This is a genomic window from Nocardia sp. FBN12 (assembly GCF_054031145.1).
Genome location: NZ_CM132926.1, coordinates 4,186,882 through 4,199,911, shown reverse-complemented (window position 1 = coordinate 4,199,911; position 13,030 = coordinate 4,186,882). Strand labels below are relative to the sequence as shown.

13 protein-coding genes are annotated in these 13,030 nt (G+C 67.7%); 8 read left to right on the top strand and 5 right to left on the bottom strand.

Annotated elements, in window-relative coordinates; genetic code table 11:
- The first annotated feature begins 44 nt into the window (after window positions 1–44).
- The 3 genes from leuC to ACWZHB_RS19980 all read left to right on the top strand — a co-directional run bounded on the left by leuC (window position 45) and on the right by ACWZHB_RS19980 (window position 2,916).
- The gene (gene leuC, locus ACWZHB_RS19990; protein ID WP_427903375.1) at window positions 45–1,469 is read left to right on the top strand and encodes a 3-isopropylmalate dehydratase large subunit; all 1,425 of its coding nucleotides are present in this window, start codon (window positions 45–47) and stop codon (window positions 1,467–1,469) included.
- Window positions 1,470–1,506: 37 nt separating this feature from the next.
- Window positions 1,507–2,115 carry a 3-isopropylmalate dehydratase small subunit gene (leuD, locus tag ACWZHB_RS19985; RefSeq protein ID WP_358187574.1) on the top strand — a complete coding sequence of 203 codons (609 nt, stop codon included), beginning with the start codon at window positions 1,507–1,509 and terminating at the stop codon, window positions 2,113–2,115.
- A 156-nt stretch (window positions 2,116–2,271) separates the two neighbouring features.
- Window positions 2,272–2,916 (top strand): HU family DNA-binding protein, encoded by a 645-nt coding sequence (locus tag ACWZHB_RS19980; protein ID WP_379234668.1) that lies wholly within the window; start codon window positions 2,272–2,274, stop codon window positions 2,914–2,916.
- A 120-nt stretch (window positions 2,917–3,036) separates the two neighbouring features.
- Here the strand turns inward: ACWZHB_RS19980 and ACWZHB_RS19975 are convergent, their stop codons facing one another.
- The 3 genes from ACWZHB_RS19975 to cofC all read right to left on the bottom strand — a co-directional run bounded on the left by ACWZHB_RS19975 (window position 3,037) and on the right by cofC (window position 6,887).
- Window positions 3,037–3,957, bottom strand: a complete 921-nt coding sequence (locus tag ACWZHB_RS19975) for an NUDIX hydrolase (RefSeq protein ID WP_427903374.1) — start codon at window positions 3,955–3,957, stop codon at window positions 3,037–3,039.
- 17 nt (window positions 3,958–3,974) lie between these two features.
- Window positions 3,975–6,143: an RNA degradosome polyphosphate kinase gene (locus ACWZHB_RS19970; RefSeq protein ID WP_427903373.1), complete on the bottom strand. Its 2,169-nt coding sequence runs from the start codon at window positions 6,141–6,143 to the stop codon at window positions 3,975–3,977.
- 72 nt (window positions 6,144–6,215) lie between these two features.
- On the bottom strand, window positions 6,216–6,887 hold the full coding sequence (gene cofC / locus ACWZHB_RS19965; RefSeq protein WP_427903372.1) for a 2-phospho-L-lactate guanylyltransferase: 672 nt from the start codon (window positions 6,885–6,887) through the stop codon (window positions 6,216–6,218).
- Window positions 6,888–6,918: 31 nt separating this feature from the next.
- Between cofC and ACWZHB_RS19960 the strand changes: the two genes are divergently transcribed.
- The gene (locus ACWZHB_RS19960; protein ID WP_427903371.1) at window positions 6,919–7,914 is read left to right on the top strand and encodes an NAD(P)H-dependent glycerol-3-phosphate dehydrogenase; all 996 of its coding nucleotides are present in this window, start codon (window positions 6,919–6,921) and stop codon (window positions 7,912–7,914) included.
- A 44-nt stretch (window positions 7,915–7,958) separates the two neighbouring features.
- Window positions 7,959–9,050, top strand: a complete 1,092-nt coding sequence (locus ACWZHB_RS19955) for a D-alanine--D-alanine ligase family protein (protein ID WP_427903370.1) — start codon at window positions 7,959–7,961, stop codon at window positions 9,048–9,050.
- 66 nt (window positions 9,051–9,116) lie between these two features.
- Here ACWZHB_RS19955 and ACWZHB_RS19950 read toward each other — a convergent pair whose 3' ends face one another.
- A complete protein-coding gene (locus ACWZHB_RS19950; RefSeq protein ID WP_427903369.1) occupies window positions 9,117–9,881 on the bottom strand; it encodes a DUF3515 domain-containing protein in 765 nt (254 codons plus the stop codon).
- Window positions 9,882–10,000: 119 nt separating this feature from the next.
- Here ACWZHB_RS19950 and ACWZHB_RS19945 point away from each other — a divergent pair, with 119 nt between their 5' ends.
- The 3 genes from ACWZHB_RS19945 to ACWZHB_RS19935 are packed head-to-tail and all read left to right on the top strand — an operon-like array spanning window position 10,001 to window position 12,001.
- On the top strand, window positions 10,001–11,005 hold the full coding sequence (locus tag ACWZHB_RS19945) for a thiamine-phosphate kinase (protein ID WP_427909233.1): 1,005 nt from the start codon (window positions 10,001–10,003) through the stop codon (window positions 11,003–11,005).
- A gap of 11 nt (window positions 11,006–11,016) precedes the next feature.
- Window positions 11,017–11,700 (top strand): uracil-DNA glycosylase, encoded by a 684-nt coding sequence (locus ACWZHB_RS19940; protein WP_427903368.1) that lies wholly within the window; start codon window positions 11,017–11,019, stop codon window positions 11,698–11,700.
- A 49-nt stretch (window positions 11,701–11,749) separates the two neighbouring features.
- Window positions 11,750–12,001 carry a hypothetical protein gene (locus tag ACWZHB_RS19935; protein ID WP_427903367.1) on the top strand — a complete coding sequence of 84 codons (252 nt, stop codon included), beginning with the start codon at window positions 11,750–11,752 and terminating at the stop codon, window positions 11,999–12,001.
- 179 nt (window positions 12,002–12,180) lie between these two features.
- Here ACWZHB_RS19935 and ACWZHB_RS19930 read toward each other — a convergent pair whose 3' ends face one another.
- The gene (locus tag ACWZHB_RS19930) at window positions 12,181–12,969 is read right to left on the bottom strand and encodes an enoyl-CoA hydratase/isomerase family protein (protein ID WP_427903366.1); all 789 of its coding nucleotides are present in this window, start codon (window positions 12,967–12,969) and stop codon (window positions 12,181–12,183) included.
- Window positions 12,970–13,030 lie beyond the last annotated feature (61 nt).

Genomic DNA, 13,030 nt, shown 5'->3' with positions numbered 1-13,030 from the left:
AAATGCTGAGATACCAAGTATGCCCGTCGAAAGGTGATCAAGCAATGGCCGAGCGCGCTCGCACACTGGCCGAGAAGGTGTGGGAACAGCACGTCGTCGCGAAAGGCGAAGGCGATGGTTCCTCCCGTGAACCCGACCTGATCTACATCGATCTGCACCTCGTGCACGAGGTGACCAGTCCGCAGGCCTTCGACGGGCTACGCGCGGCGGGCCGTCCGGTGCGCAGGACCGATCTCACCATCGCCACCGAGGACCACAACGTCCCCACCACCGATATCGACAAGCCGATCGCCGACCCGATCTCGCGCACCCAGGTGGAGACGCTGCGCCGCAACTGCGCCGAATTCGGCGTGCGCCTGCACTCGATGGGTGACGCGGAACAGGGCATCGTGCACGTGGTCGGTCCGCAGCTGGGTCTCACCCAGCCCGGCATGACCGTCGTCTGCGGTGACAGCCACACCTCCACCCACGGCGCGTTCGGCGCGCTGGCGATGGGCATCGGCACCAGCGAGGTCGAGCACGTGCTGGCCACCCAGACGCTGTCGCTGCGCCCGTTCAAGACGATGGCCATCACCGTCGACGGTGAATTGGCGCCCGGCGTCACGAGTAAGGACCTGATCCTGGCCGTGATCGCCGAGATCGGCACCGGCGGCGGTCAGGGCTATGTGCTGGAGTACCGCGGCGAGGCGATTCGCAAGCTGTCGATGGAAGCGCGGATGACCATCTGCAACATGTCCATCGAAGCGGGCGCACGCGCGGGCATGATCGGCCCCGACGAGACCACCTACGAATTCCTGAAGGGCCGCCCGCACGCACCGCAGGGGGCCGACTGGGATGCCGCAGTGGCCTCCTGGGACGCGCTGGTCACCGACGAGGGCGCGGAATTCGACGCCGAGGTCCACATCGACGCGAACACGCTCACCCCGTTCGTCACCTGGGGCACCAACCCCGGCCAGGGCCTGCCGCTGGGCGCGAACGTGCCCGACCCGGCCCAGATCAGCGACGAGAACGAGCGCGAATCCGCCGAGAAGGCCTTGCGCTACATGGACCTGACGCCGGGAATGCCGCTGCGCGAGGTGAGCGTCGACACCGTATTCGTCGGCTCCTGCACCAACGGCCGGATCGAGGATCTGCGTGCCGTCGCCGATGTTTTGAAGGGCCGCCAGGTCGCCGAGGGCGTGCGAATGCTGGTGGTGCCAGGCTCTATGCGGGTGCGCGCGCAGGCGGAAAAAGAAGGACTCGGCGAGATTTTCACCGCCGCGGGCGCGGAATGGCGGCAGGCGGGCTGCTCGATGTGCCTGGGGATGAATCCCGATCAGCTCGAACCGGGTCAGCGTTGCGCGTCCACCTCGAACCGCAATTTCGAGGGGCGACAGGGCAAGGGCGGTCGCACGCACCTGGTCTCGCCGCTGGTCGCGGCCGCGACGGCGGTCCGGGGAACGCTGTCCTCGCCGGCCGATCTGGCCTGAGTCACACCGATCATCTACAGATCGAAAGGGAATCGTTATGGAAGCCTTCACCGTTCACAAAGGCATCGGTGTGCCGCTGCGCCGGTCCAATGTCGACACCGATCAGATCATCCCCGCCGTTTACCTGAAGCGGGTGACCCGAACGGGTTTCGAGGACGGCTTGTTCGCCGGTTGGCGGGCCGATCCGGAGTTCATTCTCAACACCGAGCCCTACAACCGGGGCAGTGTGCTGGTGGCAGGCCCGGATTTCGGCACCGGTTCTTCGCGTGAGCACGCCGTGTGGGCGCTGTCGGACTACGGCTTTCGGGTGGTCATCTCGTCGCGTTTCGCCGACATCTTCCGTGGAAATGCGGGTAAGGGCGGGCTGTTGGCCGCGCAGATGTCACAGAACGATGTCGAAATGCTCTGGAAGCTGATCGAGGAACAGCCCGGCATCGAATTGGTTGTCGACCTGTCCGCGCGCACCGTCACAGCGGGAACCGTCGTGTTGCCGTTCGATATTGACGACTACACCCGCTGGCGTCTGCTGGAGGGTTTGGACGATGTCGGCCTCACGCTGCGCCGCGCCGACGAGATCAGCGAGTTCGAAAAGGGAAGGCCGTCATGGAAACCCGTGACGCTGCCGGAGCCTATTTCGCGGGCGTAATCAGCTGGGGCGCTTAGGGGCGCATCCCGGGCGGCGGTAGCTGGACGTGTGCTAAACCACATGAATTTTGGCGTGGCACATAGACTCTTGCTCAAACTGGGTTTACCGTGGTACCTAGTCGGTCCGACGACGGGCCATTAGTCTGCGGAGGATTCAATGAACAAGGCGGAACTGATCGACGTTCTGACCGAAAAGTTGGGTACGGACAGGCGGACGGCTACCGCGGCTGTCGAGAATGTTGTCGACACCATCGTCCGTGCCGTGCACAAGGGTCAAAGCGTCACCATCACCGGATTCGGTGTGTTCGAACAGCGCAAGCGTGCTCCCCGGGTTGCCCGTAACCCGCGTACCGGTGAAACCGTGAAGGTGAAGGCCACTTCGGTGCCTGCCTTCCGGCCGGGCGCGCAGTTCAAGGCGGTCATCGCGGGTAAGCAGAAGCTGACCGCCTCCGGGCCTGCCGTCAAGCGCGGCGCGAATGCCCCGGTGGCGGCCAAGAAGGCGGCGGCCAAGAAGACCGCGGCCAAGAAGACGGCCGCCAAGAAGGCCACGCCGTCGAAGGGCCCGGCGAAGACCACCGCCCGTAAGGCCGCCACCAAGGCTCCTGCCGCCAAGAAGACCACGGCGGCGAAGACAGCGGCCAAGAAGACCACGGCGGCAAAGAAAGTGACGGCGGCCAAGAAGGCGCCGGCCAAGAAGGTCACGGCCGCCAAGACCACGGCGGCCAAGAAGACCACTGCTGCGAAGAAGGCTCCCGCAAAGAAGACTGCTGCTAAGAAGACTGCCGCCCGTCGTGCTCGTTGATCCTGCCGCAGCGGGATCAGGTCGGGGAATGTGCACGTAGGCCGCATCACCCACCACTGGACCGAGAACGGCCCCGGGAACCCGGGGCCGTTTCGGCTGTTTCGCGCTTGTGCGCGTGACCTAGGTGGTGACGATTGCCGTCGACAGCGAGCGGTCCATATGGTCCGCGGCGACTAATCGGTCCCCAACGAACGACAATGCCCAGACGCTGCCCTTGCGATTGCGCGCCGAGGGCAGCGTGAGGCCACCACGCTCGGCGAGCCACTGTGTGAGATCGGGAATCACCCCACCCTGACTACACACCACCGGCACCCCCCGACCGGTAACCAACGACAGAAATCGTTGCCGCGCCGTGCCTTTCGCTGAATCGTAACCTTTCTCGGAAAACATTGGCTCGCAATTGATTTCGGCGCCGAGCTGTTCTGCCAACGGGGTCACGGTTTGGACGCAGCGCAGTGGATCGGCGGAATAGATCTCGGATGCGCCGAACGCCAACAGATTCGGCGTCAATCCCTTCGCCTGCTGTTCCCCGGCGGCCTCGAGCGGTCGCAAGTCGTCGGGTCCGTCGAAGCGGTGACGCTTGCCTGCCTTGGCATGGCGTACCAGCAGCACGGTGTCGGTGCGGGCGGGCAGCCGGGCGAAGATCCGGACGATCTGGCGGTCCATCGGATACGACAGCTGGTCCATCACCTGTGCCAGCGGGAACCAGCGCAACTGGTCGACTTCGTCGTTGACGGCGAAGTCACCGTCGGCGGCCTCGGCGGCCCAGTAGTCGACCCGCTTGAGCTGGCGGTGGCCCGGGATCGGATAGGTGACGTGGCCGAGATAGCGCCCCAGCGTGCAAGGCAGGCCGGTTTCCTCGCCTACCTCGCGCACTGCCGCGACCACGGGCGTCTCGCCGGGGTCGAGCTTGCCTTTCGGCAGCGACCAGTCACCGTATTTCGGCCGGTGGATCACGGCGATCTCCACGCCCTCGGCTCCGTCTCGCCACAGAACCGCGCCTGCCGCATGGATATTGGGCCGTACCCGTGGATCGCGCATCGCCGCGTCCTTACCGCTCACGGCTGGTCGGGGCGACGCCGACGCATGAGGAACGCCTGGTGATCACGCACCTGGGCTGCCTCGCCATCGGCCGGACTCGCCTGCCAGGTCCCGTCCGGGAGCAGAATCCAGCAGCGAGTCGCCGGATCGAGCGCGGAATCGAACACCTGCGCGAGCTGTGCGACGAGTTTGGGATCTTTCACCTGCACCATCACTTCGACGCGACGGTCGAGATTGCGGTGCATCATGTCGGCGCTGCCGATCCAGGTCTGTTGCTGCGCACCGAATTCCATCACCCGGGAGTGCTCGAGGAACCGGCCGAGGATCGAGCGCACCTCGATGTTCTCGCTCAGGCCGGGCACGCCCGCGCGCAGGCCGCAGATGCCGCGCACCACGATCTGCACCGGCACGCCCGCCTGGGACGCGCGATAGAGGCCGTCGATGATCTGTTCGTCGACGATCGCGTTGGCCTTGATTCGGATCCGCGCGGCCGAACCCTGTGCGGCCAGCTCGATTTCGCGATCGATCCGCTCGATGATGCCCGCGCGCACACCGAGGGGCGCGACCATCAGGTTGCGGTAGTCCTCCTTGCGGGAGTATCCGGTCAGCGAATTGAACAGGTCGGTGAGGTCGGCGCCGATTTCCGGTGCCGCGGTGAACAACCCGACGTCCTCGTACAGGCGCGCGGTCTTCGGGTTGTAGTTGCCGGTGCCGATGTGGCAGTAGCGCCGGATCGTGGAACCTTCGCGGCGCACCACCAGGCAGGTCTTGCAGTGGGTCTTCAAGCCGACCAGCCCGTAGACCACGTGCACGCCCGCCTGTTCCAGCTCGCGCGCCCACTTGATGTTGGCCTGCTCGTCGAAGCGGGCCTTGATCTCCACCAGCGCGACGACCTGCTTGCCCGCCTCGGCGGCGTCGATCAGCGAGTTGATGATGGGGGAGTCGCCGGAGGTGCGGTAGAGGGTCTGCTTGATCGCGAGCACCTGCGGGTCGGCCGCGGCCTGTTCGATGAAGCGCTGCACGCTCGTGGAGAAGGAGTCGTAGGGGTGGTGCACCAGCACGTCGCCCTCGCGCAGCGCGGTGAAGACATTGCGCGGGGTCTCGCGCTCACCGAAGGCCGCCGGGGTGGCCGGAACGTAGGGCGCGTCCTTGAGTTCGGGCCGGTCGACGCCGTAGACCTGCCACAGGCAGGACAGGTCGAGCAGGCCGGGCACCTGGATCACGTCGGCGGGGTCGACCTCGAGCTCACGTAATAGGAGCTCCAGCATGTGCTCGGTCATGTCGTCGGAGACCTCGAGGCGCACCGGCTTGCCGAAACGGCGGCGCGCGAGTTCGCGCTCCATCGCCTGCAGCAGGTCTTCGTCACGGTCCTCGTCGACCTCGAAATCGGCGTTGCGGGTGATCCGGAACGAATGTGTCTCCACCACACTCAGGCCGGGGAACAGCAGGTCGAGGTGGGCGGCGATGAGGTCTTCCATCGGCAGGAACGCCGCGATCGCCGACGGCGCGCCGGTGCGGCGCACGCGCACGAAGCGGTCGACGTTGTCGGGCACCTTCACGCGGGCGAAGTGCTCGCCGCCGGTGCCGATGTCGCGCACGGTCACGGCGAGGTTGAGGCTCAGACCGGAGATGTAGGGGAACGGGTGCGCCGGGTCGACGGCGAGCGGAGTGAGGACCGGAAAGACCTGATCGGTGAAGTAGCTCGAAAGGCGTTGGCGCTCATCGTCGTCGAGGTTGCTCCAGCCGATGATGTCGATGCCCTCGGCGGCCAGGGCGGGGTTCACGTCGTCGATGAAGACGCGGGCGTGGCGATCGGCCAGCTCCTGGGCGCGGGCGGTGATCATCTCCAGCTGCTCCGACGGTGAGCGACCGTCGGCCGAGCGCACCGAGAGACCGGTTTCGGCACGGCGTTTCAAACCGGCGACGCGCACCATATAGAACTCGTCGAGATTGGACGCGAAGATCGCGAGGAACTTGGCCCGCTCCAGCAACGGCAGCGAGGCGTCCTCGGCGAGGGCGAGAACGCGGGCGTTGAAGTCGAGCCAGCTCAGTTCGCGGTTGAGGTAGCGATCTCGGGGCAATCGCTGCGTGCTCGCGTCACCGCCCGAGGTGATGGCGGCCGCGGGTGGCGGGGAAATCGGGGGCAGCTGCTTGATGGTTTCCGTATCGCTCACGAGATCAATCATCCCTCGAGGAAGGGGCCTTGCGCATCACGACATCGCACGATTCGTCCCTTTCCCGGCGAGGGTGGCGATCGGCTAGCACACGGTGCGAACGGGATCACTTCTGTGCGATGAGAATCCGAATTCACGCAGGGTCGATGTGGTGAATTCGCCGACTCCCAGCGTGCGGACGGCATCGAGATCCTCGGGGGTGTCGACGTCGCAGCGCAGGCCAGGCCAGTGCCCGGACAGTGGCACGGCACCGGCCGCCCGGTGTGCGCGCGCGGAATCGGCGCCGAAGCGAGGCGACAGCGGTGCGATGGTGTCGCGGACCAGCAATGCGGCGGTGCCGGTGCCCGTGTGATCGATCACCACCGAGCGAGTACCGACGGCGACGGCGAGCACGTCGGCCAATTCGGCCGTGCGCAGGGCGGGCAGATCGGCCTGGAGGGCGAGCAGGTGGGTGGGTCCGTGGCGATCGCGCACATCGCGAGCACCCGCGGCCAGTGCCGTGTTGAGTGGATCGTCGCCTGCGGGCGGTTCATCGATCACGTGCGCGCCGAGCTCGCGGGCTCGGGCGGCGACCAGCGGGTCGGGGGTGACCACGGTCAGCGACGACACCTCGGGCACGGCGGTGGCGGCCACGACGGTATCGGTGAACATGGCCAGCACGAGCTGGGCGCGTTGCTCGGTGCTCAGCTCGCTCGCGAGCCTGCTCTTGGCCCGGTCGATGTGTTTGACCGCCATCACGGCGTGCACGGTGTGCATGGCTTCGATCCTTGCATGGCATATTGGGCTGATGACGAGGGCGGCGGTAATGGGTGCGGGGTCGTGGGGTACTGCGTTCGCGAAGGTGTTGGCCGAGGCGGGGACCGACGTCACGATCTGGGCCAGACGGGCCGAGGTGGCGCAGGCGCTCGACACCGAGCATCGCAATCCGTTCTACCTGCCCGGCGTGCAGTTGCCGCCGGTGCGGGGGACCGACGATCACCGGGTCGCGCTGGACGGGGCGGATCTGGTGGTGCTCGCGGTGCCGTCGCAGTCGTTGCGGGCGAATCTGGATCTGTGGAAGGGCGATATCGGCGCCGATGCCACCTTGCTGAGTCTGGCCAAGGGGATCGAGACCGGGTCGCTGCTGCGGATGAGTCAGGTGATCGCGGAGGTCACCGGGGCCGAGCCGAGCCGGATCGCGGTGCTGTCGGGTCCGAATCTGGCGCACGAGATCGTCGAACGCCAGCCCGCGGCGACGGTGATCGCGTGCACCGACACCGAGCGGGCCGGGGCAGCGCAGCGAGCGTGTGCCACCGGATATTTCCGGCCGTACACCAACACCGATGTGATCGGCTGTGAGATCGGTGGCGCGTGCAAGAACGTCATCGCGCTCGCGTGCGGTATCGCCTCGGGAATGGGTCTGGGCGACAACTCGGTCGCGAGCCTGATCACGCGCGGGCTCGCCGAGGTGATGCGGCTCGGCGTCGCGCTCGGGGCGCAACCGGTGACCTTGGCCGGGCTCGCGGGCGTCGGCGATCTGGTGGCTACCTGTACCTCGCCGTTGTCGCGCAACCGGTCCTTCGGGTATGTGCTCGGCGCGGGCGGCTCGATGGCCGCCGCTCAGGAGGCGACCAATGGGCAGGTGGCCGAAGGTGTGAAGTCGTGCACATCGGTGCGGGCCCTTGCCGCCGAGCACGGGGTGGAGATGCCGCTCACCGACGCGGTGCACAAGGTGTGTCATGAGGGGCTATCGGTGAGCGAGGCGGTCGGCAGCCTGCTCGGCAGGCGGATCAAGCCCGAATAAGGGCGATAGCGCCACAGCGGCGCGAACCTACTACGGTGACGTTCATGACGGAACGGATCAGGGTAGCTGTGGTGTTCGGCGGGCGCAGCAGCGAGCACGCCGTCTCGTGTGTGTCGGCGAGCAGTGTGCTGCGCAACCTCGATCCGGCGCGCTACGAGGTGGTGCCGATCGGCATCACCCCCGCCGGTGGCTGGGTGCTGGCCGACGGGATCGGCGAGCTGGCGCTGAGTCACGGTGTGCAGCCGCAGGTCGACGCGTCGGGGACGGCCCTCACGCTGGCCGCTGACCCCAGCCGCTCCGGTGCGCTGGTCGCGCTCGACTCGCACGCGGTGCTGGGCAATGTTGACGTGGTGTTCCCGATCCTGCACGGGCCCTTCGGCGAGGACGGCACGCTCCAGGGCATGCTCGAACTCGCCGGGATCCCGTATGTCGGTGCGGGCGTTCTCGCCAGTGCGGCGGGGATGGACAAGGAGTTCACCAAGAAATTGCTGGCGGCCGAGAACCTGCCCGTCGGCGTGCAGGTTGTGCTGCGGCCGGGTGTCGAAACCCTGCCGGCGGCCGACCGCACTCGGATCGGGCTGCCCGCCTTCGTGAAGCCCGCGCGCGGTGGTTCCTCGATCGGCATCACCAAGATCACCGACTGGGCCGATCTCCCCGCGGCTATCGCCGCCGCCCGTGCGCACGACCCGAAGGTGATCGTCGAAGCGGGCATCGTGGGACGCGAAGTCGAGTGTGGCGTACTGGAATTCGCCGACGGCGCGGTGCGCGGCAGCGTCGTCTCCGAGATCCGGATGCCCGATGCCGACACGGCAGCGCCCGAGTTCTACGACTTCGCCACCAAATACCTCGACGACGTGTGCGAATTCGATGTGCCCGCCAAGCTCGACGACGATGTCGCCGACGAGATCCGGGAGCTTTCGGTGCGGGCGTTCCGCGCGCTGGACTGCCAGGGGCTGGCACGGGTCGACTTCTTCGTCACCGAGAACGGTCCGGTGATCAACGAGATCAACACGATGCCCGGCTTCACGCCGATCTCGCAGTACCCGCGGATGTGGGAAGCCACCGGGATCGACTACCCGACGCTGGTGTCGACGCTGATCGAGACCGCCGTCGCACGCGGGACCGGGCTGCGCTAGTTCTGTTCTGCGGTAAGGCTTTCGGCGGGGTTGTGCTCGAAAGCCTTACGGCCCCAGGCTGTTAACTCAGAGTTCGCCCGGAGTCGGTTCGCGGGCAGGCAGATTCGCGTTGATGGTGTCGGAGACGGTCTGGACCGCGCTGGTGCCGGAGCCGTCGGGGACGGTCAGGGCGATATAGGTCTCGCGGTCGACGGCGAACCAAGTGCCGGTCTTGCCGACCTCGTCGCGGACCTGGAACCACTTCACGCCGTCGATCACGGTGAGCGGGGATGCGCGGTTGAATTCGAGGGGGCGGTCGAGGCCGCAGCGCAGCGTGATCGGGTCGCCGCCCTCGGGGAGCTGCCAGGCGCGGGTGGCCGGCGGGGCCGGCTCGACGAGGGTGGCCTTGGTGTAGTCGCCGAGCTCGGCGGGCAGGGCGGGGAGCAGGGCTTGGCAGGCGGGGCCGTCGGCGGCGGGGGCCGGGACGGGGCCGAGGGCGAGGGGTTCGCGTTCGACAGGGGCGCGCAGGGCGATGAAGGCGGCGACCAAGACGGCGACGATCAGGACGACGGGCAGGGCGACCGCGGTGGCGATGAGCGCGGGGGAGTGGTGTGTCTCGAGGTCGGCGTCGTCTGCTTCGGCATCGGGGTCTGCTTCGGCAGCGGGGCTCGCCTTCGCGATGTCGACGGTGGGATCCGCTGAAGTCGGGGTGTTCCCGGTGGACGCCGCCTCGTCGCCTGACGCGTCGGTGTCGGCCGGTGTCTGCTCGCCGATCGACGGTTTCGCGTCGGTGGTGGCGGTGTCCTCGGGGGTGGTCGCCTCGTCGCGATCCTCCGGTGTCGAGTCCGCCATAGCTGTGTGGTCCTTCCGTTCGCGGGTTCGCCTGCACCGTCGGTGGTGCCCGATCGCCTCCGAAAGGGTACCGTCGGGGCGATTTCGTCGGTCAGCAGCACAGTGGGAAGGGGTCGGCCATCAGCGAGGACAGCCGTCCGCAGACGGTGCGTGAGCTGGGCGAATTCGCCTTGATCGACCGTATCAACGCCGGTCGGGAGCAGGCCGCGCACGTGCTGCTCGGACCCGGTGACGACGCCGCGCTGATCGCCGCGCCCGACGGGCGGTTCGTGGTGAGCACCGACATGCTCGTCGAAGGCAGGCACTTCCGGCTCGACTGGTCCTCGCCCGTCGACATCGGCCGCAAGGCCATCGCGCAGAACGCCGCCGACGTGGTGGCGATGGGGGCGCGGCCGACGGCGTTCGTGGTCGCGCTCGGCTGCCCGGCCGACACCCCCGTGCCGGTGGTCGAGGGGATCGCCGACGGGATGTGGATCGAGGCGAGCCGCGCCGGGGGGTCGATCGCGGGCGGCGATCTGGTGCACAGCGAACAGCTGGTCGTCTCGGTGACCGCGTTCGGCGATCTGGGCGGGCAGTCCGCGATCACTCGATCCGGTGCGATGGTCGGCGACATCGTCGCGGTGGCAGGCGAACTCGGCTGGTCCGGTGCCGGGCTGGCCGTATTGACCGGGGACGCGGACCTCGCCGATCCCGAGTTCACCTATGCCCTTGCGACACATCGTGTTCCGCAGCCGCCCTACGCGGCGGTGATCGACGCGTTCGGCACGCACACCCCGACCGCGCTCACCGACATCTCCGACGGATTGCTCGCCGACCTCGGACATCTCGCCACCGCCTCGAAGGTCGCGATCGATGTCCACAGCTCGGCGCTGTCCGATCCCGGACTCTCCGCAGTCGCGAAGCTGCTCGATGCCGATGCCGCGCAATGGATTCTGGCCGGGGGCGAGGACCACGCCTTCGCCGGAACCTGGTCTGCCGACATCGCGCTACCGGCGGGCTGGCGGCCGATCGGCGTCGTCACCGCAGGCAGTGGCGTCACGGTCGACGGCATCGCACCCACCGGCGGCACCGGCTGGGAATCGTTCCGTGGGGCGGACGCCACGCTCACCGGCGACGAACGATAGGTTGTGCGGTCATGGGTGCCAAACCACTGTCGGAGATCATCGATCCGGGCTGGGCCCGGGCACTGGAGCCGGTCACTGACCGCATCAGCGAAATGGGCGAGTTCCTACGCGAGGAGAACGCGGCAGGCCGCGGCTATCTTCCCGAAGGGGAGAACGTGCTGCGTGCGTTCGGGCGCCCGTTCGACAAGGTGCGCGTGCTCATCGTCGGCCAGGATCCCTACCCGACGCCCGGCCACGCGATGGGGCTGAGTTTCTCTGTGACACCGCAGGTTTCGCCCGTCCCGCGCAGCCTGTCCAACATCTTCGCCGAATACTGCAAGGACCTCGGCTTCGATACGCCGACCTGTGGCGACCTGAGCCCCTGGTCGGATCAGGGTGTGCTGCTGCTGAACCGGGTCCTCACCGTCACCCCCGGCGCGCCCGCCTCGCATCGCGGCAAAGGCTGGGAAGCGGTCACCGAGCAGGCGATCCGGGCGCTGGTCGCGCGCGACGAGCCGCTCGTGGCCGTGCTGTGGGGCAACGACGCGCGTTCGCTCAAGCCCACCCTCGTCGACGCCGAGGTGCCCTATGTCGAATCGGCGCACCCCTCACCACTTTCCGCCTCGCGCGGGTTCTTCGGTTCACGACCGTTCTCCCGGGTCAACGAACTGCTCGACGAACTCGGCGCCGACCCCGTCGACTGGCGGCTGCCCTGACCCGGGGCGTCGCCCGCACCAGAAGAGAATGATGAAGGAGCACAACCCGATGCACATCTCCACCGTTCGCGCTGCCCTCGCGACCGCCGCCGTCGCCGCCGCCATTACCGCGGGCGCGGGCTCGGCTTCCGCCGCTGGCCTGCAGCTCGAGCCCTACAACGAGCAGGCCGCCCCGGTGGCCACCACCCAGGTCGGCGAGGAATGGACCTCCACCGGCACCTCCACGATTTCCTCGGGCGTGAACGCGAAGGTGACCTGCCTCCTGCAGAACACCTTCAGCGCCCTCGGCGCAGCGTGTTAAAGCGGCTGGCACCGCTGGGTTTTCGGCCCTGATTACCTCGCATCCGAGAGCGATACTGCGCCTTCGGCGTTCCGTCTCGCCCTTCGGATGCGAGGCGGCCGAAAACCCGTGGTGGCTGGCTTTCCTGCGTGGCGCGGTCGCGTCAGGTGGGTCAGTTCACTCGCGGGAGTGGGTGACTCTTAAGTGAGGCCCACGTAGTTCGGTTTTCTCTTGGCTACGAAGGCATCTACGCCTTCTTGGCCCGTTTTGCTGTCGGCGGCGGCTGAGATGCTGTCGCGTTCGGCGTCGAGCTGCTGGTCCAGGATCGCCGTGGGCGACTGGGCCAGCAGTTTTTTCATGGCCGCGTAGGTGGCGCGGGGGCCGTTGACGAAGGTTTGCGCTACGCGCAGGGCTTCGGCGCGGATGTCGTCGTCGGCGACTGTGCGGCTCAGGATGCCGAGGCGGACGGCTTCTTCGGCGTCGATGACGGCGTCGGTGAGCAGGATCTCGGTGGCGCGGCTCAGGCCGACGATGCGGGGGAGCAGCCAGGACATGCCGCCGTCGGGCGACAAGCCGATGCCGGGGTAGGCGGGGCGCAGTTTCGTCGACGGGCCGCCGATCGCGATGTCGGCGCCGCAGACCAGGCTCATGCCCGCGCCCGCCGCCCAGCCCTGTACGGCGGCGACCACGGGGACGGGGGCATCCGCCAGTGCGCGGACGAAATCGTGGAGCTCGTCGGCCAGCTGGTGCAGGTAGGCACCGCGGTCATCGGACGCGGCGAAATTGCGGACGTTGCCGCCCGCGCAGAAGTTCGCGCCCGCGCCGGTGAGCAGCACGGCGCCGACCGATGGGTCGAGTGCGCGCAGGGCCGCGGTGCCCGCGTTGATCAGATCGAAATCCATCGAGGTGCCCGCGGCGGAGGTGGCGATGGTCAGTTGGAGCACGCCGTCGATGATCTCGGCGGCGGGGACCGGTTCGGTGGTACTCATGGGCGTCACCCTAATCGGCGCCGTTCCCGGTCGTCACGCTCGGGCGAACCCCTTCGCCGTC